Origin of the sequence: Pseudarthrobacter chlorophenolicus A6 (assembly GCF_000022025.1) — a bacterium.
In the GTDB taxonomy this organism is placed as follows: Bacteria; Actinomycetota; Actinomycetes; order Actinomycetales; family Micrococcaceae; genus Arthrobacter; species Arthrobacter chlorophenolicus.
In genome coordinates this window covers 4,034,158-4,056,871 of sequence record NC_011886.1, presented here as the reverse complement: position 1 = coordinate 4,056,871, position 22,714 = coordinate 4,034,158, and the positions used below count along the sequence as shown (strand labels likewise).

Here is a 22,714-nt window from a genome sequence, read left to right as displayed (position 1 = left end):
CCTCTAGGTGCAGGCGTGGTTGTAATCCAGCCCGGCGTGGATGAACTGCGTCAGCACCACTTTCCCGCCGCCCGTCAGCGGGGATTTCGCACACGCGGTGGCCGCTGAGTCCGCATTGCGGGAACCCGCCAGCCAGCTGGGCAAGGGGTAGAGGTTGCTGGAGGGGCTGACATTTCCCACGATCCTGTGCCACTGCTGGCCGGTGGAGTAGATCCCCACCCCCGCTGCGTCGATGCTGTGGAAGAAATCCGTCATGCCTTCCAGCACGGTGCGGTTGGCATCCTTGCTGCCGGACCAGGTGTTTTCGGTCTCCACATCCAGCCACCAGACGTAATCCGCGGGATCGGTCACGCCGCGGACGTAGGCCGCGTCAAAGGCCTTGGCGTACCCGTACATGTACGCGCAGGCCGTGCCATAGTCCCCGGCCTTGCAGGAGCCGTACGGGTTGTGCACCTTTGAGCCGGTGGGGTATTCGTCGCTGACCGGCCACCAGGAACCGGCGCGCCCGGGATTGGCTGTGTTGATGTAGAGCTGTGCCTTGGGCTGCGAGGCCACCGCTCCGGATGACGATTCGGCCCATTCGAGCTGTTCCTGCAGGCACGGGTTGGTGTTGTTGGCCAAACCGTTATTGACGCCCACGATGGCGAACGCCTGGTCTTTTGGCAGTTCCGTGCCGCACTGCGGCCAGGAGACATCGTTGCCGAGGAGGGACTGGCTGCTGCTGCCGCCCTGCGGCCCTGCCGGGGGATCAGCCGGATCCGCCAACGCCGGCCCGGCGCAGGTGAAGAGTACTGCTGCCACCAGCAGCCATGCCAGCCTGAACACTGGCAGGTGGGCTCGAGTCCGGGGCATGTGTGGGGCTCCGTTTATTGCTTGAAAAAACCTATATTCCAGTCTCCCGCGGTATCACGGCGAGGACAAGGCGCAACGCCGCACACTCCCCCTATCGCATAGAAAAGATAACGGACCGCCTTGACGGACCTGTGATCCGCCGAATTGGCCATCAAAAACTCATAAATGATATATTCGCTGCATGACTCAGGAAACCGCTGAACACGTTGCCGTCATGCTCAGGAACGCCCGGAGCGAGAAAGGCTGGACCCAGGGCCAGCTGGCCGCCGAGCTGGGTACCAGCCAAAGTGCCGTGGCCCGGATGGAACAGGGTAAACAGAACCTGAGCCTGAAGATGATCCAGCGCCTTGAGGCCATCTTCGACCGGAGCATCGTCAACGTGGGCAAGCCGCAGATGACGCACCTTCGCGTGGAGGGCGGCCGCACCCTGTCCGGCGCGGTTGATGTCAACAGCAGCAAGAACGCCGGCGTTGCCCTGCTGTGCGCCAGCCTCATTAACCGCGGCACCACCGTCCTGCGCCGCTTGGCCCGGATCGAAGAGGTCAACCGCATCGTAGAGGTGCTGACCAGCATCGGAGTGGAATGCACCTGGCTCAACGCCACGGACCTCCGCCTGCGCCGGCCCGCTGTCCTGGACCTCGACTCTATGGACGTGGAAGCTGCCCGCCGCACCCGCAGCGTCATCATGCTGTTGGGCCCCCTGCTGGACGAGTCAGCCGAGTACAGGCTTCCCTACGCGGGTGGCTGCGACCTCGGCACCCGCACTGTTGAGCCGCACATGCAGGCCCTGCGCCAGTTCGGCCTGTCCGTGGAAGCCACGGCCGGTTTCTACGCCGTCCAGGCCCCGGCGGCGGACTCACATGACCGCTCCTTCGTCCTCACCGAGCGCGGCGATACCGTCACGGAAAACGCCATCATGGCGGCCGCCCACCGTGAGGGCACCACGGTCATCCGGAACGCCAGCCCCAATTACATGGTGCAGGATCTCTGCTTCTACCTGCAGATGCTGGGCGTCACCATCGAGGGCGTGGGCACCACCACGCTGAGGATCACCGGCAAGCCCGTCATCAACGCCGACATCGAGTACTTCCCGTCCGAAGACCCCATCGAGGCCATGAGCCTGATCACCGCGGGCATCGTGACGAACTCCGAGGTCACGGTCCGCCGGGTGCCCATCGAGTTCATGGAGATCGAGCTGGCCACGCTGGGGCAGATGGGCCAGCAGCTGGAAATTTCCGGCGAATACATGGCACGGAACGGCCGGACCCGGCTGGTGGACGTGACCACCAAGCCCTCGGAGCTGAAGGCCCCGGAGGACAAGATCCACCCCATGCCGTTCCCCGGCCTCAACATCGACAACCTGCCATTCTTCGCCGTGATCGCCGCAAACGCCACCGGCCAGACGATGATCCACGACTGGGTGTACGAGAACCGCGCCATCTACCTGACGGAGCTGAACCGGCTCGGCGCGCAGGTCCAGCTCCTCGATCCCCACCGGATCTACATCAACGGCCCCACCAAGTGGCGCGCCGCCGAGGTGGGTTGCCCGCCGGCCCTGCGTCCGGCCGCGTGCCTGCTGCTGGCCATGCTCGCGGCACGCGGCGTCTCCGAGCTGCGCAACATCTACGTGATCGAGCGCGGCTATGAGGACCTGGCCGAGCGGCTGAACACCATCGGCGCCAGGATTGAGTACTTCCAGGGCTGAGATTCACTCTTCGTCATGAAGGGGCGGGGCACTTCAAATGTCCCGTCCCTGCCGCAGAATGTGACTATGCGTACCTTCGGCGTTGAGGAAGAGCTCCTGATTGTTGATCCGGAGTCCGGCGAACCGCTCGCCCTTGCTGACGCGCTCCTGTCCGGTCGGCACGTGGCAGCAGATGATCTGCCGCAGCTTCCGCAGGCGCAGGCCGCCAAGGACAAGGCGGACGACGGCGAAATGGGCCTGAGTGCCGAGTTGAAGCTTGAGCAGATCGAGACGCAGACGCGGCCGTGCCTGGATTACGGCACGTTGCTGGACCAGATCCGTGCCGGGCGGTCCCTGGCCGATCAGGCCGCACAGAAGAACCATGCCCGGGTGGCGGCGCTGGCCACCTCGCCGCTGGGCCTGAACAGCCACACCACCCCCGATCCGCGGTACGCCAGGATGCTGGAACGCTTTGGCCTCACGGCGCAGGAGCAGCTGACCTGCGGCTTCCACGTCCACACCTACATCGCGTCGCCGGACGAGGGCGTGGCCGTGCTGGACCGGATCAGGGACAAGCTGGCCGTCCTGACGGCCCTGAGCGCCAACTCGCCCTTCTGGAACGGGCAGCCGACGGGCTTTGAAAGTTTCCGGACCCAGGCCTGGAACCGGTGGCCAACATCCGGGCCCGCGGCCGTCTACGGCACCTACGCCGCCTACCGCAGGGTGGTGACCAGGCTCCTGGACAGCGGCGTGATGCTGGACGAAGGCATGCTGTACTTTGACGCGCGGCTTTCGCGGAACCACCCCACGGTGGAGGTCCGGGTGGCGGATGTCTGCCTGCGTGCCGACGACGCCGCACTGATCGCCTGCCTTGTGCGGGCCCTAGTGGAGTCTGCCAGCAGGGAATGGCGCGACGGCGTGGACCCGGCGCCGGTCCCCACGGTCCTGCTGCGGATGGCCTCGTGGCAGGCCAGCAACTCCGGGCTCACGGGCGAGCTGCTGGACTTTGGCAACTTCCGTCCGGCCCCCGCTGCTGACGTGGTCCGGTCACTGGTGGATTACCTCGCTCCAGTGCTGGACGAGCAGGGTGAGCTGGCACTGGCCCGGCAAGGCGTGGAGGACATCCTCGCCCGCGGCACGGGATCGGCGGAGCAGCGCCAGGTGCGGGAAAAGGCGCTGGCAGGCCAGCCCGAAGACTTCGGCTTCGGCGCCGTGGTGAAGCATGCCGTGCGGGTGACCATGCGCGACGCCCTCGACCCTTCGGAAGTGGACACCGTTCCCGAACTGCTGCGGGTGCGGCAGTCCTGAAGAACCCTAGATCTGCTTCAGGGCCTGTTCCAGGTCGCGGATAAGGTCCTCGGCGTCCTCCAGCCCCACGGACAGGCGCACCACGCCGTCCGTCAGGCCAATAGCGGCCCGGCCCTCCGGACCCATGGCCCGGTGCGTGGTGGTGGCAGGGTGGGTGATGAGGGACTTGGAGTCGCCCAGGTTGTTGGAGATGTCGATGACCCGCAGCGCGTCCAGCAGCGCGAACGCCGCCTCCTTGCCGGTGCGGCCGCCCGATGGCGCCAGTTCAAGGGTGAGCACCGTACCGCCGGCCTTCATTTGCCTGGCCGCGAGCTCATACTGCGGGTGGGACTTCAGCAGCGGGTACTTCACCCAGCTGACGGCGGGCTGCTGTTCCAGCCATTCGGCGAGCCGCAATGCGGTGGCCGAGGAGTGGCTGACCCGCAGTCCCATGGTCTCCAGGCCCTTGGTGAGCACCCAGGCGTTGAAGGCGGACAGGGCCGGCCCGGTGTGGCGCATCAGCTGCTTGACGGGGCCGTCAATGAATTCCTTCGTGCCCAGGATGGCGCCGCCCAGCACGCGGCCCTGGCCATCGATGTGCTTGGTGCCGGAGTACACCACCACGTCGGCGCCGAGCTGGGCGCAGCGCTGCAGCAGGGGAGTGGCGAAGACGTTGTCCACCACCACTGTGGCGCCCGCTGCGTGCGCCAGCTCGCTGACCGCGGCGATGTCCACGATCTCCTGCATGGGGTTCGACGGGGACTCGAAGAAGACAGCGGTGGTGGGCTCGGACAGGGCGGAGCGCCACTGGTCCAGGTCCGGGCCGTCGACGAATACGGTCTCCACGCCCCACCGCGGCAGGATTTCGTTGAGGATCACAAAGCAGGAGCCGAACAGCGAGCGGGCGGCCACCACGCGGTCCCCGGCAGCCAGCAGCGCGCCGAGGGCCGTGAAGACGGCGGACATGCCGGACGCCGTCGCAAAGCACGCTTCGGTTCCCTCCAGCAGGCGGAGGCGTTCCTGGAACGTGGCCACCGAGGGGTTGCCGTAACGGGAGTAGACGAAGCGTTCGTCCTCGCCGGTGAAGGCGCGTTCGGCAGCGGCGGCGGATTCGTACACGAAGCCGGAGTTGAGGAAAATCGCCTCGGATGTTTCCTGGAAGTTGGTGCGGTCCAGCCCGCCGCGGACGGCCTGGGTGTCAGGGTTCCAGCCGGCGGCGTCTTCGTTGAAGGTCACTTAATTCTTTCCGAGGTTGGTGGGCAGGCCGCGGTTCTTCCAGCCGTTGACGGTGCGTTCGCCGTAACGGTCCGGTTCGCCTTCGAAGCCTTCCAGGACGTTGTAGGAGGTGAAGCCCGCCTGGGTGGCCGCCGTGGCCGCCGCGATGGAGCGCTGGCCTGAGCGGCACAGGAAGAGCAGTTCAGTACTGCGGTTCTCCGGTCCCTGCTGCTCAAGGTCCGTGATGAATTCCGGGTTGGGGATGCCGCCCGGGAATGTCCACTGGATGAACAGGGGATCGTTGTCCGTGGCCTTGGTGTCCGGGATGCCAATGTGGGCCCATTCGCCCTCAGTGCGGACATCCACCAGGATGGCGCCCTGCTCCAGCTTGGCCCACGCCTCCTGGGGCGTCAGGTCTCCTGCGTAGCTCATGCGTGGCCCTCGCCGTCGAATTCGGCTTCGTCGCCGGCAGATTCGAGGCTGTCCACAGCGGTGGCGACGGCGGCATCAGCGGAGGCGATGGCTGCGGGGAGCACCACGGCCTGGGCCACGATGACGCTGCTGCCGTTGAAGGTCACTGCCGGGCTGCCGTGCAGCACGTACCCTTCCGCCAGGGCGGCCGAGATCCGCTCGCAAAAGGCGCGGTCGTCCGGGCCGCTCAGCAGGCGGTAGGACAGTTTCTCTTCAGGGGCAGGTGCGTCAGACATGACGGATCTCCTTCTCTCACGCTTGCAGCTCGAATCGGTCGATATGCCGAGTATTCACCTGAGGCACCCCGCCGTGGAAGGAGGGTTGCCGACCGGCCAGTCAGGGCTTGGCGCCGGTACTCATTACTCCCCAAAAACGTAACACCTGCCGCCGGGAGCCGCACCGCCGCCGCCGTCATCTTCCGTAACTGAACCGGAAACAAGGGGTCACAGGAGTGCCGGGCACTTTCCGGACAGCGCCCGACGCCGGTATCGCCGCAGGTGGGCGCGCTTTACACTGCCTTCCGCATGCTTTCCCGGCGGGCGCCGACCGATAATGTACTGGTGGGGCCGCTGCCCCAACAGGTCTTCGGCACCGGGGGGTTCCATGAGCACGCGTACATCCGCGCGACGACGCACCGAACCTTCGGGCCGTCCGTCCCGCCCGGCTCCGCCGAAAGTCTGGCCAATCCTCGCGGCCCTCCTGCTGGCAGCCTGCGCCGTGGTGCTGCCTGCCGCCCCGGCGCGCGCTGCGGACCTCAACCCGGACGAAGGAAAACCCCTGCTCGGGGCAATGCTGGAATGGGGCGAGGATTCCGCTGCGGGCTTCGCCGAACGGCTCGGGGCATCTCCCGCCGTCTACGGGCACGATCTCGCCCTGCCGTACCGCCCGTCGGAGCAGAACAACCTCCGGGGCTTCCTCGAGCAGGCGTCACTGCAGGGTTCGCATGCGATGTTCACCGTGAAGCCCAGTGTGCCCCTCGACCAGATCGATGACGCTGCGGCGGCCTCCTTTGCCGGGGAAGTGCGGCGCTTGACGTCGGGCTTTGCCGGCCAGGTGCTCATTCGGTTTGCCCCGGATATGAATACCAGCTGGGTGGAATGGGGCCAGCAGCCCGGCGCCTACCGGGACGCCTTCCGTGCGGTGTCGGCGGCAATCAAGAAGTCCGACGGCGGCCCGCTGATGGTGTGGGAGCCGTACCTTGGCAAGGACTATCCGTTTGCCCGGAGCAGGAACGCACCAGCCCCGGGCAGCGAGGGCTTCGCGCTGCTCGACACCAACGGTGACGGAACCTGGGACGGCGCGGACAGCGCCTACGGCCCCTACTATCCAGGTGATGACGCCGTTGACTGGGTGGGCCTGACCGCCTTCCACGACGATACGGCCGGCGGCGCCGCCGTGAACACGGTGCCCCGTGCGGGCGAGCTCCAGGAGATGCTCACAGCCTCCGGCGGGGAAAATTTCTACCGCGACTACTCCGCCGGACGCGGCAAACCCTTCGTGCTGCAGACGGCTGCCTTCTACAGCCCTGCCTCCGGGGGCGCCTCCGAGGTGGACATCAAGGCCGGCTGGTTCGACCAGGTGGTGGGGGCAGCCACGTCTCCCGAGTTCGCGAAGACAGCGTTGGTGGTGTGGGACGAAAGGACCAGCACCCGGGACACCGGTGTGGCGAGCATCAGTTGGCTGCTGACCGGCAATTCCGCGGTGGCGGAAGCTGCCCGCGCCAGGCTGGGGTCCTCGCCCATGGTCACAGGCCCCGTCACGGAGGTGGGCGCCGGCGGCACTTATGTCCGCGCCAATACCCTGACGGGTGCGGCGGCCTGGACCGTGGGGGCGGCGCTGATCCTCCTGCTGGTGGCCCTCTGGCAAATTCCCCGCAGGGTCAACGCCGCCACCGCCTGGGGCTACGGCGACCCCTCCAAGCGGGATTCCCGGGTGGACCTGCTCCGCGGAATGGCCATCGTCTTCGTGGTGGTCAACCACCTGGGAATGACATCGCTGTTCCAGTTGCTGACCCAGGAGGCTGTGGGCTTCGTCAGCGGCGCCGAACTGTTTGTGCTGTTCTCCGGGCTGGTGGTGGGCATGGTCTACGGCCCCCGGGTCCGTGAAGACTTTGGCACCGTGCTGGACCTGACGTCCCGCCGCGCCGGCAAGCTGTACCTGACGGCGCTGGTGGTCCTGGTCGGAGTCTTCCTGGTGTCGATGCTGCCCATTTTCCGGACCGAGGCCCTCACCACGTTTGTGGACCAGGGGACCGGCGGCGCCGGCCACCAGGGAGCCGGCCGCACCTACGATCTTTACGCCGGGATGGAATCCCTCTTCCAGTTCCCGGTGCCGCCGCAAATCCTTCCAGCCGTCCTCCTGCTGCAGTTTGGCCCGTGGCAGTTTAACGTCATGGGCCTCTATGTGGTGCTGCTGCTGGTCAGCCCGCTGGTGCTTGCCGCGCTGAGCCGCGGCAAGGCCGTCTGGGTACTGGCCGGAACGCTGGGGCTCTACGCCGTCGGCTCCATCACACGCTTCCGGCTGCTGCCCTCGCAGTTCGAGGATTCGTTCCCGCTGCTCGTTTGGCAGGTCCTGTTCGTCATCGGGCTGGTGGCCGGCTACCACCGGCGGGCCATCGTGGCGTGGCTGTCTGCGCGGACGTGGCTGGTAGCGGCATGCACCGCCGTCGCACTGCTCTTCGCTTTCCTGTCCTGGGGCAACCCCTACCTTGCCAACGGCTTCGACGTCCGCCTGGCCCTCATCCCGGACACGGCGTACCGGGCCATGTACGACGCACTCTTCGCCCGCACCTACCTGGCTCCGGGCCGCCTGCTCAACGTGCTGATCCTGGTGGTGGCGGCCTACGCGCTCCTGACGGCGTACTGGAAACCCATCGAGCGGGTGCTGGGCTGGTTCCTGATCCCCCTGGGGCGGGCCACCCTCTACGTGTTCATCATGCACGTGGTGCTGATCGCCGTGGTGGCCAACATCCCCGCGCTCCAGCAGGAGAACGTGCTGCTCAACACCGCGGCCTACGCCGTGGTCCTCGGCCTCCTGTGGGCGATGGTCCGGACGAAGTTCCTCTTCAAGATCATTCCCACCTAGGCACCGCGTGCGGGACCCTGGCGTGGAACGTCGACGTTCATGGCCCGTACGGCAGGATGAGCTGGTGCAGCAGGTGGTCCTGCCATGCTCCGGCGATCTGCAGGTACTCCGGTGCCACTCCGATCTCAAGGAACCCTGCCCCGCCCAGGATCCGCCGCGACGCCGCGTTGTGCAGCAGGGTGGCAGCCTGGAGGCGGTGAAGGCCAAGTTCCGTCTGCGCGTACGCGGCTGCGAACCGGACAGCAGCCGTGCCGACGCCCCGCCCCAGGAGGCCGTGGTCCACCCAGTAACCAAGGTTGGCGCTGAGGAACGGACCGCGGACGATCCCGGTGAGGGTGACGGTGCCGATAATGCGCTGGCCCGCCGGTAAGCCGCCGGAATCCTTGATGAGGACCCAGGGGACCTCCGTGCCCAACTCCAGCTGCTCACGTTTGGCCCGGATCAGCTCCCGCTGAAGGGATGCGGTGAAGAAGGCCTCGGGCCGGCAGGGTTCCCACGGCGCCAGGTGCTGCCTGTTCCGGACGTACGCCTCTGCGAGGGCGTCCGCGTCAGTGGCATGAAGCAGCCGGATACCCACGCCGTGGAGCAGTTCCTCCGGCTTGTCGGCTGGCGGGAAACCTGGATTGTCCATCCTCCGATTGTGCCGTGCCGCCAGGTGGGAGCTGCAGTCCGCGGCGGCTGCGGGGTTCCCGCAACGCCGGGTGCTGCCCGCATTAAACGAAAAATGCTGTGGCACACGTGGTGCCACAGCATTGGTTCCGGTGTATCCCGTTGCGGTTCAGACGAGGCCGGGGTAGCTGGCGACGATGTAGTCCGCAGCAGCCGGTCCCTTCATCCGCAGGCGGTTGTGCCGCGGGTTGATGCGGTGTTTCATTTCTGCCCAGAACTGCGGCTCCGCGCCCGGGGAGTGCTGGTTGATGAAGCACCAGCTGGTGTAGAGCCCGAACAGGCGGTCACGGTTCAGGCCATGTTCAGTGGTGTCGTCGAGGTAGGTGGCTTCCTGTAGGAACAGGTCAAACTGCGAATTGGCCATGACGGCTTCCCTTCGCTAAGTGCAATGGTGTCGCCATTCGGCTATAGCGGCGAACCTCCGGCGCCCTGCACGGGGCGATGGAGCGTGACGGTGGGCACTTGCAATCTGGCCCAAGGGCCGCGCAGCCGCATGTCTACGTTGTAGACTTTACGCGTAGACTACAAATACAGCAAGCGTCTTGACTATTCCGTCCCGGAAGCCGGCGCCTGCTCCAGGACGGACACCATGACTCCCAGAGATTCCGCGGGCCCCGGCGCCTCTGTAAAGCGGAAGGCCCCGCTCAGCAAGGAGCGGGTGCTCGCAAAAGCCCTGGAATTGGTGGATGCCGAGGGTGTCGACGCCCTGACCATGCGGCGCCTGGGCCAAGCACTGGACCGGGACCCCATGAGCCTGTACCGGTATGCGGAAAACCGTGCGGCGCTGCTGGACGGAGTGGCGGAACGGGTGCTTGACGAGCTCCCTGTCCAGCCGGATGATCCCGATTGGAAGGCGCAGCTCCGACACATCGCGCACAGCCTGCGCCGCCTGGCCCTCGAGCATCCCAACGTGGTGCCGCTCCTCGTTACCAGGCCGCTGTCCACGCCGCTGGGCCTTCGGCCCTTGGGCACGCTCCGGCCGCTGGAGCAAATCCTTTCGCTGCTTATCCGCGCGGGATTCGCGCCGGCCGGGGCCTTGCACGTTTACAGGGCCTACTATGGCTTCCTGTACGGACACATCCTCAATGAGCTACAGGAATTCGTGGTGGATCCGGAGGAGAACGAGGTGCTGCTCCGCCTCGGATTGCACCGCCTTCCGGCCAAGGATTTTCCCCGGCTCCGCGCCCTGGCCCCTGCATTGGCGGACTACGACGGTTCCGAGGAACTGGACAGGGGACTCACCATCCTTTTGACCGGCCTGGAAGCAGAACTGTCGGTACAGCCTACGGCCTGACTGGCGGCCGGCAAGGCTACTCGAACGAAGCCCGCCGCCGGTCCTGCAGCCGGGTGTTCCAGACGTCCGGACGGTTCACCTGGAACCGCCGGCCGGTAAGTGCCTTAGCGTTCAGCCGGATGTAGTTTGACTTTTCCCCCGGCTGCCACGGTTCGAGCCCCAGGCCGTCCACGGCGTCCATTTCCGCTTGGTCCTCGATGACCTGGGTATCGCCGCGCACCACCACACTCCACGCAAGCTCGCTGGCGGGATCGTAGCCATCGATCTCGAGCGCCGCGGGGCGTTCCATCAGGGCACCCCACAGCTTCGAGCCGGCCGCCGTGCGGAAAGCGATACTCCGGCGGTTTACAACGTAGTTGACCGGGAATACCTCGGGGTGGCCGTCGACGACGATGGCGAGCCTGCCCAGGGTGTCGTCAGCCAGGAGTTCCCAGCAGTCGTCAAAGGAAAGGTTTTCGATTGGCAGCTTTGGCGAGTCCATGGTCCACACCTTACGGGCGAAGCAGCACGCGGAAAAGGGACTTCACCACTTGTTTCAGTGCTATTGGATTCCGGCGTAAAGCCCCGTGAGCTCAGCCGTCAGCTCCTTCTGCAGCGCCGGGGTACCGATCTGCTTGCCGTCGATCGTGTTGACCGGGGCGAGGAGGCGGACACTGGAGATCAGCCAGACCGCGTCGGCATCCAGCAGGTCCTGCGGTTCCAGGGGTCCGTAGCCCAGTTCCCAGCCCGCCGCCTTTGCCGCGGTGAAGAGGGCCCCCTGCGATGTTCCGGGCAGGATGCCGCTGTCCAGCTGCGGCGTGATGAGGCGCTTGATGGCCGTCCCGTCAGCGGACTCCTCCACGTGCGCCAGCAGCACCGTGGACGTGGGGCCCTCAAGCACGCGGCCATCCGAGGACAGGAAGATGACGTCGTCTGCGCCCTGCCTGCGGGCATGGCGCAGGGCGGCCATGTTGACGGCGTAGGAGAGCGTCTTGGCGCCCATGAGCAGCCACGGCGCACGCTCGGCAACGTCACTGTCGTACCCGCGGTCAAGGAGGATGACGTCGATGCCTGTTTCCCGTTGGCGGCGGCCGGCGGCCGGAGCAGGGGAGACCTGCACCCAGGCGGTGGGGGAGCCCGCACCTTCAACGCCGCGGGTGACCACCAGCTTGACCACCAGTTCATCGTCGCCCGCATCGGGGGCCGGGTACTGCGCCTGGTGTTCGGCAATGGCAGTGGCAATGGCCCGCCGCCAGTCATCCTGGCCCGGGATGCTGAGGTCCAGCGCCGCCGCGGAGCCGTCCAGGCGGTCCAGGTGGGCCTGGATTTTTCGGACTGACCCGCGCACGGCGAGCATCGTTTCGAAGATGCCATCGCCCCTGGTGGCGCCCTGGTCCGTGACCATCAGCTGCGGCTGGGCGGCGTCGGCCAGCCGGCCGTCGGGGAAGGCGGGATCAAGGAAAACGAGTACCACGGAAGCGGGAGAGGTCATGGCTCCAGCTTAGTGCGGCGCCGCGCGGATAAGCTGGGCGGAACGCCCCGGACGGAAACGGTCCGCCGGGAGCTCATCTTCCGGGGGTTATCTCGTGTTGTGGCCATTTTCGCTTGCCGGCACCGCGCCGATGTGGGTAGTGGTGATCCTCGGCGTGGCAGACCTCGCCATCAGGATCCTGGCCCTGGGAATCATCCCGGGCAACCGGCGCCCCACCACGGCCATGGCCTGGCTGCTGGGCATCTTCTTCGTGCCCTTCGTGGGCATCATCCTCTTCCTGCTTTTCGGCAACTTCAGGCTGTCCAGCCGGCGCCGCGAGCAGCAGCAGCAGGTCAATGAGCGGGTGCAGGCGGGTATCACGGCACTCTCGGATGCCGAGAGCGACTACCAGGGCCCTGAATGGGTGAAGTCGGCCGGGGAACTGAACCGCCGGCTGGGTTCGCTGCCCATGGTGGACGGAAACACGGTGGACCTCCTGCCCGGTTACCCGGACTCGATCCTGGCCATGACCCAGGCAGTGCGCAAAGCGAAGAAATTCGTCAACGCCGAGTTCTACATCATGAGCACGGACCACATCACGGACGAGCTGCTGACCGCCCTGGAGGAAGCTGCTGAACGCGGCGTGGAAGTGCGGGTTCTTTTCGACCATATCGGCACGCTGCGGGTCAAGGGATACAAGAACCTCCTCAAGCGGCTCAAGGCCGGCAAGATCCAGTGGAAGCGCATGCTGCCGCTGCTGCCCATCCACGGACAGTGGCGCCGGCCGGACCTCCGGAACCACCGCAAGATCATGGTGGTGGACGGTGAGGTGGCCTTCACCGGCTCACAGAACCTCATTGAGCCCTCCTATAACAATCCCCGCCACCGGAAGGCAGGCCGGGAATGGGTTGAGCTGATGGCCTGCCTCCGCGGACCGATCGTCACCACCCTGAACGTGGTCTTCGCCACCGACTGGCTCAGCGAAACCGACGAGTCGCTGGAGGACCAGCTGCAGCTTCCCGTGGACCGGGCACCGGGGCACGTCACCGCCCAGGTGGTGCCCAGCGGCCCCGGGTTCAGCACGGAGAACAACCTCCGGCTGTTCAACACCCTGATCTATTCGGCGCAGCACCGGATTTCCATTTGCAGCCCGTACTTCGTCCCGGATGATTCCCTGCTGTATGCCATCACCACGGCGGCCCAGCGCGGCGTGGACGTTGAACTGTTCGTCTCCGAAAAGGGTGACCAGTTCCTGGTCCACCACGCCCAGCAGTCCTACTACGAGGCGCTGCTCGAAGCGGGTGTGCGGATCTACCTGTACAAGGCCCCGTTCGTGCTGCACGCCAAACACTTCACCATCGACGACGAGGTGGCCGTCCTGGGCTCCAGCAACATGGACATGCGCTCGTTCTCCTTGAACCTTGAAGTGTCCGTCATGCTGCTCGGGGCGGACATCGTGGCCAAGATGCGCGGGGTGGAGGACACGTACCGGGACATCTCCCATGAGTTGCGGCTGTCTGACTGGCTGAACCGGCCGCTGGCAGCACGCTACGTGGACAACGTGGCAAGGCTGACGGCAACCGTCCAGTAGGCAGGCACGCGGAGTCAGGCGTCCGGAAAAGTTGCGCCGAGCGTCGAGAGGACTCCGTAGGCCTTGGTGCGGATTTCGTCGTATTCCTCGTCCGGCACGGAATCGGACGTGATGGCGCCGCCGACGCCGAGACTCAGTTCCGCAGTACCGTCACCATCCCGGCGGATCACCAGGGTCCGGATGGCGACGGCCAGGTCCGTGGCACCGTTCAGCGAGAAGTATCCGATGGCCCCCGAATAGATTCCTCGGGGGCCGGCTTCCAGCTGGTCGAGGATGGCCATGGTGCTGATCTTCGGTGCCCCTGTCATCGAACCGGCAGGGAAGCAGGCAGCCACGGCTTCGGCCCGCGGGGAACCCGGCGGCAGGGAGGCATCGATAGTGCTGACCATCTGATGCACGGTGGCGTAGCTTTCGATGGCGCACAGCCGGCTCACCGTCACGGAGCCGGGGACAGCGAAATGGCTCAGGTCATTCCGCAGCAGGTCAACGATCATGATGTTCTCGGCACGGTCCTTCAGCGAGGTGGCAAGCTCCGTCCGGAGGGCGGCATCCTCAGCGGCGCCGGAAGCCCGGCGGCGGGTGCCCTTGATCGGCTCGGCGCGCATGCCGCCGTCGGACGCTATCCGCAGGAAACGTTCCGGCGACGTGCTGGCAACCGCCAACCCGTCGAAGGCCAGGTAGCTGGCGAACGGTGCCGGATTCCGGCGGCGCAGTGCCAGGTACGTATGCCACGGGTCGACGGTGCCTCCCGGGACGCGGGCCGCGAGGGTGGTGGTCAGGCAAACTTCGTAGGTGTTTCCCTCGGCGATTTCACGCTGGGACTTGGTGATCTTTTCGCGGTAGGTCACTCCGCTGTCCCGGCTTGCGAACACGGGCACGGACGCGCTGCCGACGGCGGTGCTGCCGCCATCAATGCCGGAGCCGGCCGGTTCGTTGCCGTCCCCGCTGTCCAACGCCGCGGGCGCACCCGCTGCACGCTGCACGGCTGCCCGTGCGGCGTCCAGCCATTCGGCGGCGTCCGGGGCGTCCAGTGCCAGGAGCCAGGCGGTGCCTTCCGCGTGGTCCAGGACCACCGCCCGTCCGGCGAAGATCAGTGCGGCGTCCGGCGTGGCCGCTGAGACGTCGGTGCCGCCGGTTTCGCGTTTCAGCTCGTAGCCCAGGTAGCCCAGCCACCCCAGGGTGAACTCTCCGGGGTAGCCCTCCGGGGCGCGGACCGCCCGGCGGCCCCACACGGTATCCAGCCAACGGAAGAACGGTCCGTCCACGGTGGCGGTGACGGAGCCGGCGCTGATGTGGCTGGCTCCGGACCGGTGCATGACCGACTGGCCGAACGTGCCGCCGTCGTCCGCCAGAATGCTGAACCGGCTGCGTTCGGCGGCCGTCCGGGTGCTCGGATCCGCACTGCCGGGATCCGCGGCTCCCGCGTTGGACGAGTCGAGCCAGACGGCGTTGGCGGACGTGCCGTACAGGGCATGGAAAAGTTCGGCGGCCTGCGGGCGTGCGTCGAGCCGTTCGGCACGGAGGCTCAGGCCCCGCCGGGCGGACAGCTCCGGGGCGAGGACCTGTGCCAGCGCCGGGAGGTACGGCAGGAGTTGCAGCACGTCCTCCGGTGCGCTGCCGTCTGCCACGTTCCTGATGTGCAGGTCCGCCGCGCCGGGAACATCGTCCCCGGCCAGCCATTCGGACTCCTGGGCCGCCCACTGGTCCCAGTAGGGCTCGTAGGTTTCGCCGTCCCGCTGCAGCGCGCGCGTGCGCCGGACGTCCTCCGGGGAGTCCGCCCAGATGGCCGCGCCCAGGAACGGCCGGGCGGCGGCGGCCGCGGCACCCACTCCCTCCACGATGACAATCTCGGCGGGCAGTGTTACCCGGGAGCCGCCGTCGTAATGCTTTTCCCAGTCCCAGCTGGTCCAGGTGGCGGCCTCGCCGCGGCTCAGCGGGCCCAGGACGGTGCTGACGTAGCGTTCGATGCCGGCGGCCAGGCCGTTCCAGCCCGGATAGATGTCCTCGAGGTGGAACAGCGACACTTTATGGCGCGCCCGCAGGCGCGCGGCCAGTTCCACGGCGAGGGTGGTCTTGCCTGCGCCCGAGCGTCCGTCAAGGGCGATGATGACGGGGGCTGGGCTCATGGAGTAGAGCGTACCGTTTTCAGAGCGCCTGCCGCGCCAGGTGTGCACTGCTTGCAACTGCTGCCCTGATATAGTCAACGAGACCGGGCATTGCGGTGTGGATCTGATGCCAGACGGCGTCGAAATCGGCGTGGCCGCCGTACCAGGGATCCTCGATGCCCTGGTCCAGGAGGTCCCGGCCGGCCATGGCGGGATCGAAGCTGCGGAGCATCCGGATCTTCTCCAGCGACTCCCTGTCCGGAGCGGCCTGGCTCAGCCACGCGTAGTGGTCGATGTCCAGGGCGAGGATCAGGTCCCGGTCGCGGAACCAGCCGTGCTCCCACTCCCGTGCCACATGGAAATCTGTGGCGAGTTGCGTGATGGCCAGCCGGCGGGCCGCGCGCGGATCAATGGGCCGGCCGGCTTCGTACCCCGTGGTGCCGGCGGAGTCCACCGTCACCACTCCGTCCAGCCCCTCGCGTTCCAGTGCCGCCCGGAGCATGTGTTCAGCCATGGGGGAGCGGCAGATATTGCCCGTGCAAACGGCAATGACGCGGTATGGGCTCGACGTTGAGTTCATGCGTCTAAGCATGCGCTTTCTCGGCACCGATGGCCAGCGGCGATTCACAATAATTGACGGACTTGTAAAGACGCATGACGGTTAACTGAAATGGGTAGGAAGCAGGGTTGGTGGCCCGGGTGCCTCCCGCGGGCCACCGGCCGGCGGCCAGCCCGTCCGGCCCTGGAGCGGGATCAGTGGATGAACGCCAGCAGGATTCCGACGCCGACGAACAGCACGCCGAACACCTTGCTGAGGACCAGCTGGCCGCGTTCGGTCTGCGTAAAGCGCTGGAAGGACCGCGCGGCCGCGGCGAAGAAGAACCACATGACCAGGATGTCGATGGCCACGATGGTGGCCGTGAGGATGGCGTACTGGGTAACCAGCGATTCTTCGGGCCGGATGAACTGGGGCGTGAAGGCCAGGAAGAAGACAATCGCCTTCGGGTTCAGGAGGTTGACCCAGAAACCGCGCCGGAAGATTGACCCCGCAGGCTCGAAGGCGGGCCCGGCCGCCTGCTCCTCCTGGACGGCGGGCTTGCTGAGGAACTGCCGGATGCCCAGGTAGACCAGGTAGGCGGCCCCGGCGTACCGGATGATGTTGAAGGCCAGCGGAGACCCGGAAACCAGGACGCCCACGCCCAGCGCCACGATGAGCACGTGGACAATGAGGGCTGCCTGCTGGCCGAGGATTCCCCAGATGGAGCGGCGGAAGCCGGCGTTCAGGGAATTGCTCATGGTGTTGATGGCCCCGGCACCGGGCGTGAAACTGATGAGGGCGCCGGCGCCTGCAAGGGCCAGCCACAGGGAAAATTGCACTAACCAATCTTACGCGGGCCAGCCGGCCGGCCCGTCACCACAATGTGGCCACCGGTTCGAAGGCCTGCAGACTCCCGTCCGCTGTGACCAGGGTAAACCCCTCCACCATGGCCTGCGCTGCCAGCAGGCGGTCAAAAGGATCCTTGTGGTCCCAGTCGAGTTGTCCGGCAGCAAGCCCGTGGGATGCGCTGACCGGAAGCTCGGACGCGTAGAGGTGGGCGAGTTGGCGCCCAAAGCTTGAGACGATCGCAGACCCGGCGGGAAGCTTTCCGAGCCTGTGTTTGTAGGAGAGCTCATAGGCGGTTACCGGCGAAACGAAGACCTGGTTATCCAGTTTGGAGATGGCGTTACGGGCTTTGGTGGAGAGCCGGCGCGGCTCGGCGATTGCCCACAGGAAGACGTGCGTATCCAGGAGCAGCCTCATTCTTCGGCAACTCCCATTTCCTTCTCTGTCCACGGCTCATAAAACCCGTCCGGGATGTGGAGCGGGCCCAGGAAACCAAGTTCCCGCCTGGTTGGAGGCTCGATCCTCACCAACCGCGCCACGGGGCGTCCGGCTTTCGCGATGACCACGTCCTCGCCGCGTTCCACGAGGTTCAGCAGTTCGGAAAGCCGGGTTTTGGCTTCCTGGACGTTGTACTGTCCCATGTTGACCAAGTCTAGTTGGTCAACCTCCACGGCATAAGGCTCAGCCCAATACTCGTGGTCTCCGTAAGAGGTCATGACCCCGACGCTACGCCTGGGGGCGAATGCGCGGCAGGGAACCTTGGAGCCATGTGGAAACCGGTACAACCTAAGCGCGGGCGATGACCTCCCCGTTCGGGATCAGGAACCAGCCGTCGTCCGTGGACCCCCAGCGGTGCCATCCGGCCGAGATCCGCGCCAGGTCCGCCGGGTTGGCGAAACCGTACTCCAGGGCCTGCTCCGCAAACGCCGAATGCAGTACCCGTTCACCCCAGACCCGGGCCTGCCAGCGGCGCTGCTGGCCCGTGGCGTAGAGCCAGTTGCTGCTGGTGGGAGCGACGTCGTGGAAGCCCGCGGACTGGGCCCAGCTGACCAGGCGACGCCCGGCGTCGGGTTCTGCCCCGTTGCGCCGCGCGATGAGCTGGTAGAGGTCCATCCATTCGTCCAGCTCCGGGATGGCGGGGTACCAGCTCATGCCGTGGAAGTCGGCGTCCCGCACCGCAACGATGCCGCCGGGCTTGGCTACCCGGCGCATTTCCCGCAGCGCCTCGACGGGGTCGGTCAGGTGCTGCAGCACCTGGTGGGCGTGGACCACGTCGAACGTCCCGTCCGCGAAGTCGAGGTCGTAGATGTTGCCTGCCACGAATTCCACGTTGGGTACTTCGCGTTCGACGGCGAGTGCCTGGGCCTGGGCGATGATTTCCGGTGAGCGGTCCAGGCCGGTAACCCGTCCCGGGCTGACCACAGCGGCAAAATCGCAGGTGATGCTGCCCGGCCCGCACCCGACGTCGAGTACGTCCGTTCCCGGGGTGAGGTGCGGCAGGACGAATGCCGCGGAGTTCTCGGCGGTCCTGGCGGCATGGGCCCGGACCACTGACTCGTGGTGGCCGTGGGTGTAGACGTCGTCTTCGGGCTGGGGGTCGCTCATGGACAAACGCTACTCCCAACCGGGCGGCAGGGACCGGCGTTGGGGCCGTCAAATAAGCGGTGTCTGCTACCCGGCTGGACGCCCGGAGGGTTCGGGGGAATCCTCGCGGGCGGCGATGGTGGCATCCACCATGGCCGCCATGAAGCGTGAAACGGTGTCCAGCTCCGCCTCCGTGAACTCCGCCATGGCCTTTCCCATGTGCCGGGAAAGGGGGGCAAAGATGGCGCCGCCCTCGGTGAAGGCTTTGGGGGTCATCTTCAGCTGGACCTGGCGGCGGTCCGAGCTGTGGCGCTCGCGGACTACGTGGCCGGAACTGTCCAGCCTGTCGATCAGGGCCGTGGTGGCCGGCGAGCTCAGGTTCAGTTCCTTGCGGAGGAGCCCGGGTGTGACCACGTTGCCCTTCGCGGTGTGGCGCATGATGACGGCCAGGGCGTTCAGGTCCGTCCGGTGCATGTCCTTGCGTCCGCCGGCAGCGTCCACGTAGCGGTTGGCCTCCAGCGTGAAGTCCTGGAGCAGCCGGACCAGGGGGTGCGGTCCGCCGGCGGGAGGTGCTTCCGGCGCGGACGGGCCGGTCTTGCCCGGATTGTTGCCGTTCATGGTCACCTCCTGGAGTTCGTGGGGCCGTCCGTCTTTGCGCACAGGCCCTGAGGGATATTACTTCAGCTGCCTTGGCATTACCTGGCTCAGCCGTGGAAGCCCCCGGCGGAGGCCCCCGTTGAAAAAGCTTGACTGGCACTTATCTCTATCATGGAGATAGTCTAATGTGGAACCAATCCTACTCCGCTTTGTCCCGCGTGGACCATCCGCATGGAAGGCATCATGAAACATCAGACTGCAGCCAAGGAACGCGTCCCGTTCTGGCTCCGCTGGCTCATCCCCGTCATCCTGGTGCTGACCTGGCTTGGCCTTGCCGGCATTGGCGGCCCCACCTTTGGCCGCCTGGAGGAGGTCTCCTCCAATGACCAGGCGTCATTCCTGCCCGCCAGTGCCGAAGCCACCGAAGCCCAGGACTGGCAGGCGAAGTTCCGCGACTCGGACGAGGTTCCGGGAATCATCGTCATTGAAAACTCCGCGGCGTTCACCCCGGCGCAGCTGGGCGAAGTGGCCGGCCTGCGGACCAAGATCGAGGAACTGAAGCTCGGGAGCGCGGTAATCGGGCCGATTCCATCCGAGGACGGCAAGGCGGTTCAGTTCGTCGCCCCCATCGGCGGCAGCGTGGAGGTCAAGGAAGCCGTCAAGGAACTCCGCGACACAGTCTCTGAGGGCGCCCCCGAAGGGATGCAGACCTACGTCACCGGCCCCGCGGGCCTGGCTGCGGACCTGACGGCCGCGTTCGGCGGAATCGACGGCATCCTGCTGCTGGTGGCGCTGTCTGCCGTGTTCGTGATCCTGCTGATCGTTTACCGGTCCCTGCTGCTGCCTATCATGGTCCTGCTGACCTCCGTCTTCGCCCTCTGCGCAGCCATCCTGCTGGTGTTCGGCATGGCCAAGGCCGGCTGGATCCAGCTGAACGGCCAAAGCCAGGGCATCCTGTCCATCCTGGTGATCGGTGCCGCAACGGACTATGCCCTGCTGTTCGTGGCGCGATTCCGGGAGGCGCTCACCCACACCACCAACCGGACGTCGGCGGTAATCACTGCCTGGAAGGCCTCCTTCGAGCCCATCCTGGCCTCCGGCGCCACAGTGATCATCGCGCTGCTGTGCCTGCTGTTCTCCGACCTCAACTCCAACAAGGCCCTGGGCCCGGTGGCCGCGGCCGGCATCGTCTGCTCGCTGTTCGCCGCGCTGACCCTCCTGCCGGCCCTCATGGCCTTGCTGGGCCGGGCCGCGTTCTGGCCTTTCCGGCCCAAGCTGGTGCCCGCCGATGAGCGCGAACCCGAGCTGGTCACCGGTCTTGAGGGCCAGAAGGGGCTGTGGCGCGCCACCGGTTCGCTGGTGTCCCGCCGCCCCCGGACCATCTGGATCGGCTCCGTGCTGCTCCTGGTGGTTGCCTCCGCGGGCGTCCTGCAGCTGAAGGCTAACGGTGTACCCCAAACCGACGTCATCCTCACCGCCTCCAACGCCGTGGACGGCCAGGACGCCCTGGCGCGGCACTTCGACGCCGGCAGCGGCAGCCCCGCCGTCGTGGTTGCGGACCAGGCCAAGGCGCAGGAAGTCCTGGACGTCGTGAAGAAGGCCGACGGCGTGGGCGACGCCTACCTGTTGGCCCAGGGAAGCGTGCCCATCACCGGAGCCCCCGGGGCTCCCAGCGATCCGGACGTCCGGGAGGGCAAGGTGCTCATCAACGCCACGCTGAACTCGGCCGCGGATTCCCTCGAGGCCGAAGAAGCGGTCAAGGCGCTGCGCACTGACGTGAAGGCCGTGGATTCCGGTGCCCTCGTTGGCGGCGTCACCGCCACCGCGCTGGACACCAACACCACAGCCCAGCGGGACCTGGTGATCATCATCCCCGTGGTCCTGGTGGTCATCCTCTTCATCCTGATGCTGCTGCTGCGCTCCATCGTGGCGCCGGTCCTGCTGGTGCTCTCCGTGGTGCTGTCCTACGCCGCAGCCATGGGTGTCTCCGCGCTGGTATTCAACAACCTCCTGGGCTTCCCGGGCGCCGACGCCACGGTTCCGCTGTTCGGGTTCGTTTTCCTGGTGGCCCTGGGCGTGGACTACAACATCTTCCTGATGAGCCGGGTCCGGGAAGAATCCATCAAACACGGAACACGTCCCGGCATCCTCCGCGGCCTCGGCGTTACCGGCGGCGTCATCACCTCCGCCGGCGTGGTCCTGGCGGCAACCTTCGCTGCACTGGGCGTCATCCCCATCATGTTCCTGGTCCAGCTGGCCTTCATCGTGGCCTTCGGCGTGCTGCTGGATACCGTGCTGGTGCGCTCGCTGCTGGTGCCCGCCCTGGCGTACGATCTCGGCCCGAAGATCTGGTGGCCCGGCAAGCTCGCCCGCGGCGGCACGGAACCTGCGGAGAAGCCGCAGGAGCCCGGCGTCGAGCCCCTTGAGGAGGTCTCCAGCCGCTGACCGGGGAACCCCTTCCTGCCGATCAGCCCTGCTGCCGCCACCACTCCACGGTGGCGGCAGCTGCTGTATCCAGTGGAGTGGGCTCGATGCCAAGGGCTGCCTCGGACAGCGTCGAATCCATGACGAACGGACGCTCGAACTGGTAGAGCATCTCCGCGAGTTCACGTGCGTCACCGGATACCAGGCCGGCTCCCCGGAGCAGCCATCCTGGCAGGACGCGCACCTTGGGGGCAGGCCTTCCTGCCGCACGGGCGAACGCTTCGGTGAGCTGTCGCTGCGTCACCGCGGGCCCCGTGGGCGCGTGCCAAACGGTGTTCCAGGTGGACGGCGTCCGTGCGGCAGCGATCATGGCTGCGGCCAGGTCCGGAACAAACGTAAACGAATGCGGTTGGCTGGCGCTGCCAATGACGCTCACGTTCTTGCCGGCAAGGATGGGCGCCACCACGCGCTCGCCGCCGTGCGCCATCCGGACCCGCGGACCGAAGAAGTCGCCGGCCACCACGCTTACCGTCGGTGCTGCCGAGGCTTCGCGCGCCTCCAGCAGCATGGTCCGCACCCCGCGCTTTCCGCCGGCGGCCTGCCTGGGGCCGGACTCGGTCATCACTCGGTCCGGCTCGCTGTAGGAGTACAGGCTTTCGGGAAAGACGACGACGGCGCCCGCCGCCGCGGCTGCCTCCAGCACGGCCTGTTCCGCTGCCGGCAGTTCGGCCTCCCACGCGGCGGCAGCGTAGGACGAACCGTGAATGCAATGGAACACGGCGTCGGCGCCGGCGAACGCTTCCCGGAGCAGCGCCGCGTCCCTTGCGTCGCCGCTGAGCCGTTCAATCAGGGGGTGGGCGGGACCGCTGCCTGATCGGGTCAGAATCCGGACCCGGTGCCCTTGCCCGGCCAGTTGTTCCGCCACTGTCCAGCCCACCGGTCCAGCGCCGGTAACCACGTAAAGCAATGCCACGTTTCCTCCTCAGACAAACCGACCGTGAGAGCACTGCTCTCGCTCTAAGA

At 66.7% G+C, this 22,714-nt stretch carries 22 protein-coding genes and 1 riboswitch; of the genes, 6 read left to right on the top strand and 16 right to left on the bottom strand.

Going from position 1 to position 22,714, the window contains the following annotated elements:
* Positions 1 to 3: 3 nt before the first annotated feature.
* Entirely contained in the window at positions 4 to 852 is an 849-nt protein-coding gene (locus ACHL_RS18280) for a glycoside hydrolase family 25 domain-containing protein (protein WP_015938798.1), read from the bottom strand.
* 181 nt (positions 853 to 1,033) lie between these two features.
* Here ACHL_RS18280 and ACHL_RS18275 point away from each other — a divergent pair, with 181 nt between their 5' ends.
* Positions 1,034 to 2,557 (top strand): UDP-N-acetylglucosamine 1-carboxyvinyltransferase, encoded by a 1,524-nt coding sequence (locus ACHL_RS18275; RefSeq protein ID WP_015938797.1) that lies wholly within the window; start codon positions 1,034 to 1,036, stop codon positions 2,555 to 2,557.
* A 66-nt stretch (positions 2,558 to 2,623) separates the two neighbouring features.
* A complete protein-coding gene (locus ACHL_RS18270; protein WP_043794232.1) occupies positions 2,624 to 3,844 on the top strand; it encodes a glutamate--cysteine ligase 2 in 1,221 nt (406 codons plus the stop codon).
* Positions 3,845 to 3,850: 6 nt separating this feature from the next.
* On the opposite strand, the gene ACHL_RS18265 is transcribed toward ACHL_RS18270, so the two are convergent.
* Genes ACHL_RS18265 through ACHL_RS18255 form a run of 3 tightly spaced genes read right to left on the bottom strand, consistent with a single transcriptional unit; the run spans position 3,851 to position 5,745 of the window.
* On the bottom strand, positions 3,851 to 5,059 hold the full coding sequence (locus ACHL_RS18265) for an O-succinylhomoserine sulfhydrylase (RefSeq protein WP_015938795.1): 1,209 nt from the start codon (positions 5,057 to 5,059) through the stop codon (positions 3,851 to 3,853).
* A complete protein-coding gene (locus ACHL_RS18260; RefSeq protein ID WP_015938794.1) occupies positions 5,060 to 5,470 on the bottom strand; it encodes a rhodanese-like domain-containing protein in 411 nt (136 codons plus the stop codon).
* Positions 5,467 to 5,745 (bottom strand): DUF1737 domain-containing protein, encoded by a 279-nt coding sequence (locus ACHL_RS18255; protein ID WP_015938793.1) that lies wholly within the window; start codon positions 5,743 to 5,745, stop codon positions 5,467 to 5,469. Before ACHL_RS18255 ends, ACHL_RS18260 begins: the two co-directional genes overlap by 4 nt.
* Before the next feature lie 13 nt (positions 5,746 to 5,758).
* Positions 5,759 to 5,873, bottom strand: a riboswitch (SAM riboswitch).
* Between the two features lie 239 nt (positions 5,874 to 6,112).
* On the opposite strand from ACHL_RS18255, the gene opgC reads away from it, so the two are divergent.
* A complete protein-coding gene (gene opgC / locus ACHL_RS18250; RefSeq protein ID WP_015938792.1) occupies positions 6,113 to 8,593 on the top strand; it encodes an OpgC domain-containing protein in 2,481 nt (826 codons plus the stop codon).
* Positions 8,594 to 8,630: 37 nt separating this feature from the next.
* Here the strand turns inward: opgC and ACHL_RS18245 are convergent, their stop codons facing one another.
* Together ACHL_RS18245 and ACHL_RS18240 are read right to left on the bottom strand one after the other, a co-directional pair.
* A complete protein-coding gene (locus ACHL_RS18245; protein ID WP_015938791.1) occupies positions 8,631 to 9,224 on the bottom strand; it encodes a GNAT family N-acetyltransferase in 594 nt (197 codons plus the stop codon).
* Positions 9,225 to 9,371: 147 nt separating this feature from the next.
* A complete protein-coding gene (locus ACHL_RS18240) occupies positions 9,372 to 9,626 on the bottom strand; it encodes a hypothetical protein (protein ID WP_015938790.1) in 255 nt (84 codons plus the stop codon).
* 225 nt (positions 9,627 to 9,851) lie between these two features.
* Between ACHL_RS18240 and ACHL_RS18235 the strand changes: the two genes are divergently transcribed.
* Positions 9,852 to 10,556, top strand: a complete 705-nt coding sequence (locus ACHL_RS18235; RefSeq protein WP_015938789.1) for a TetR/AcrR family transcriptional regulator C-terminal domain-containing protein — start codon at positions 9,852 to 9,854, stop codon at positions 10,554 to 10,556.
* Between the two features lie 16 nt (positions 10,557 to 10,572).
* Here the strand turns inward: ACHL_RS18235 and ACHL_RS18230 are convergent, their stop codons facing one another.
* Complete coding sequence (locus ACHL_RS18230; protein ID WP_015938788.1) at positions 10,573 to 11,037, bottom strand: pyridoxamine 5'-phosphate oxidase family protein; 465 nt, start codon at positions 11,035 to 11,037, stop codon at positions 10,573 to 10,575.
* A 60-nt stretch (positions 11,038 to 11,097) separates the two neighbouring features.
* A complete protein-coding gene (locus ACHL_RS18225; RefSeq protein ID WP_015938787.1) occupies positions 11,098 to 12,027 on the bottom strand; it encodes an aminodeoxychorismate lyase in 930 nt (309 codons plus the stop codon).
* Positions 12,028 to 12,157: 130 nt separating this feature from the next.
* On the opposite strand from ACHL_RS18225, the gene cls reads away from it, so the two are divergent.
* Complete coding sequence (gene cls, locus ACHL_RS18220) at positions 12,158 to 13,597, top strand: cardiolipin synthase (RefSeq protein WP_015938786.1); 1,440 nt, start codon at positions 12,158 to 12,160, stop codon at positions 13,595 to 13,597.
* Between the two features lie 14 nt (positions 13,598 to 13,611).
* Here cls and ACHL_RS18215 read toward each other — a convergent pair whose 3' ends face one another.
* From ACHL_RS18215 to ACHL_RS18185, 7 genes are all read right to left on the bottom strand, one after another.
* Positions 13,612 to 15,723 (bottom strand): chorismate-binding protein, encoded by a 2,112-nt coding sequence (locus ACHL_RS18215; protein ID WP_043794874.1) that lies wholly within the window; start codon positions 15,721 to 15,723, stop codon positions 13,612 to 13,614.
* 19 nt (positions 15,724 to 15,742) lie between these two features.
* Positions 15,743 to 16,282: a low molecular weight protein-tyrosine-phosphatase gene (locus tag ACHL_RS18210; protein ID WP_043794230.1), complete on the bottom strand. Its 540-nt coding sequence runs from the start codon at positions 16,280 to 16,282 to the stop codon at positions 15,743 to 15,745.
* Between the two features lie 173 nt (positions 16,283 to 16,455).
* Positions 16,456 to 17,079 carry a LysE family transporter gene (locus tag ACHL_RS18205; RefSeq protein WP_015938783.1) on the bottom strand — a complete coding sequence of 208 codons (624 nt, stop codon included), beginning with the start codon at positions 17,077 to 17,079 and terminating at the stop codon, positions 16,456 to 16,458.
* A 34-nt stretch (positions 17,080 to 17,113) separates the two neighbouring features.
* Positions 17,114 to 17,503 (bottom strand): type II toxin-antitoxin system VapC family toxin, encoded by a 390-nt coding sequence (locus tag ACHL_RS18200; RefSeq protein ID WP_015938782.1) that lies wholly within the window; start codon positions 17,501 to 17,503, stop codon positions 17,114 to 17,116.
* A complete protein-coding gene (locus ACHL_RS18195) occupies positions 17,500 to 17,727 on the bottom strand; it encodes a type II toxin-antitoxin system Phd/YefM family antitoxin (protein ID WP_015938781.1) in 228 nt (75 codons plus the stop codon). The genes ACHL_RS18200 and ACHL_RS18195 overlap by 4 nt, the downstream gene beginning before the upstream one ends.
* Positions 17,728 to 17,872: 145 nt before the next feature.
* Positions 17,873 to 18,691, bottom strand: coding sequence for a methyltransferase domain-containing protein (locus tag ACHL_RS18190; RefSeq protein ID WP_015938780.1), 819 nt, complete (start codon positions 18,689 to 18,691; stop codon positions 17,873 to 17,875).
* A 66-nt stretch (positions 18,692 to 18,757) separates the two neighbouring features.
* Entirely contained in the window at positions 18,758 to 19,288 is a 531-nt protein-coding gene (locus ACHL_RS18185) for a MarR family winged helix-turn-helix transcriptional regulator (protein WP_015938779.1), read from the bottom strand.
* Positions 19,289 to 19,510: 222 nt separating this feature from the next.
* Between ACHL_RS18185 and ACHL_RS18180 the strand changes: the two genes are divergently transcribed.
* Positions 19,511 to 21,712: an MMPL family transporter gene (locus ACHL_RS18180; RefSeq protein WP_043794873.1), complete on the top strand. Its 2,202-nt coding sequence runs from the start codon at positions 19,511 to 19,513 to the stop codon at positions 21,710 to 21,712.
* A 22-nt stretch (positions 21,713 to 21,734) separates the two neighbouring features.
* Here ACHL_RS18180 and ACHL_RS18175 read toward each other — a convergent pair whose 3' ends face one another.
* Entirely contained in the window at positions 21,735 to 22,664 is a 930-nt protein-coding gene (locus ACHL_RS18175; protein WP_015938777.1) for an NAD-dependent epimerase/dehydratase family protein, read from the bottom strand.
* Positions 22,665 to 22,714: the final 50 nt, after the last annotated feature.

What these genes read in the sequence shown, in the direction of transcription:
- ACHL_RS18280 (WP_015938798.1), bottom strand. Translation starts at nt 852, where the DNA reads ATGCCCCGGACTCGAGCCCACCTGCCAGTGTTCAGGCTGGCATGGCTG.
- ACHL_RS18230 (WP_015938788.1), bottom strand. Translation starts at nt 11,037, where the DNA reads ATGGACTCGCCAAAGCTGCCAATCGAAAACCTTTCCTTTGACGACTGC.
- ACHL_RS18215 (WP_043794874.1), bottom strand. Translation starts at nt 15,723, where the DNA reads ATGAGCCCAGCCCCCGTCATCATCGCCCTTGACGGACGCTCGGGCGCA.
- ACHL_RS18260 (WP_015938794.1), bottom strand. Translation starts at nt 5,470, where the DNA reads ATGAGCTACGCAGGAGACCTGACGCCCCAGGAGGCGTGGGCCAAGCTG.
- ACHL_RS18185 (WP_015938779.1), bottom strand. Translation starts at nt 19,288, where the DNA reads ATGAACGGCAACAATCCGGGCAAGACCGGCCCGTCCGCGCCGGAAGCA.
- ACHL_RS18235 (WP_015938789.1), top strand. Translation starts at nt 9,852, where the DNA reads ATGACTCCCAGAGATTCCGCGGGCCCCGGCGCCTCTGTAAAGCGGAAG.
- ACHL_RS18180 (WP_043794873.1), top strand. Translation starts at nt 19,511, where the DNA reads ATGAAACATCAGACTGCAGCCAAGGAACGCGTCCCGTTCTGGCTCCGC.
- ACHL_RS18275 (WP_015938797.1), top strand. Translation starts at nt 1,034, where the DNA reads ATGACTCAGGAAACCGCTGAACACGTTGCCGTCATGCTCAGGAACGCC.
- ACHL_RS18200 (WP_015938782.1), bottom strand. Translation starts at nt 17,503, where the DNA reads ATGAGGCTGCTCCTGGATACGCACGTCTTCCTGTGGGCAATCGCCGAG.
- ACHL_RS18245 (WP_015938791.1), bottom strand. Translation starts at nt 9,224, where the DNA reads ATGGACAATCCAGGTTTCCCGCCAGCCGACAAGCCGGAGGAACTGCTC.
- cls (WP_015938786.1), top strand. Translation starts at nt 12,158, where the DNA reads ATGTGGGTAGTGGTGATCCTCGGCGTGGCAGACCTCGCCATCAGGATC.
- ACHL_RS18255 (WP_015938793.1), bottom strand. Translation starts at nt 5,745, where the DNA reads ATGTCTGACGCACCTGCCCCTGAAGAGAAACTGTCCTACCGCCTGCTG.
- ACHL_RS18190 (WP_015938780.1), bottom strand. Translation starts at nt 18,691, where the DNA reads ATGAGCGACCCCCAGCCCGAAGACGACGTCTACACCCACGGCCACCAC.
- opgC (WP_015938792.1), top strand. Translation starts at nt 6,113, where the DNA reads ATGAGCACGCGTACATCCGCGCGACGACGCACCGAACCTTCGGGCCGT.
- ACHL_RS18240 (WP_015938790.1), bottom strand. Translation starts at nt 9,626, where the DNA reads ATGGCCAATTCGCAGTTTGACCTGTTCCTACAGGAAGCCACCTACCTC.
- ACHL_RS18225 (WP_015938787.1), bottom strand. Translation starts at nt 12,027, where the DNA reads ATGACCTCTCCCGCTTCCGTGGTACTCGTTTTCCTTGATCCCGCCTTC.
- ACHL_RS18195 (WP_015938781.1), bottom strand. Translation starts at nt 17,727, where the DNA reads ATGGGACAGTACAACGTCCAGGAAGCCAAAACCCGGCTTTCCGAACTG.
- ACHL_RS18270 (WP_043794232.1), top strand. Translation starts at nt 2,624, where the DNA reads ATGCGTACCTTCGGCGTTGAGGAAGAGCTCCTGATTGTTGATCCGGAG.
- ACHL_RS18210 (WP_043794230.1), bottom strand. Translation starts at nt 16,282, where the DNA reads ATGAACTCAACGTCGAGCCCATACCGCGTCATTGCCGTTTGCACGGGC.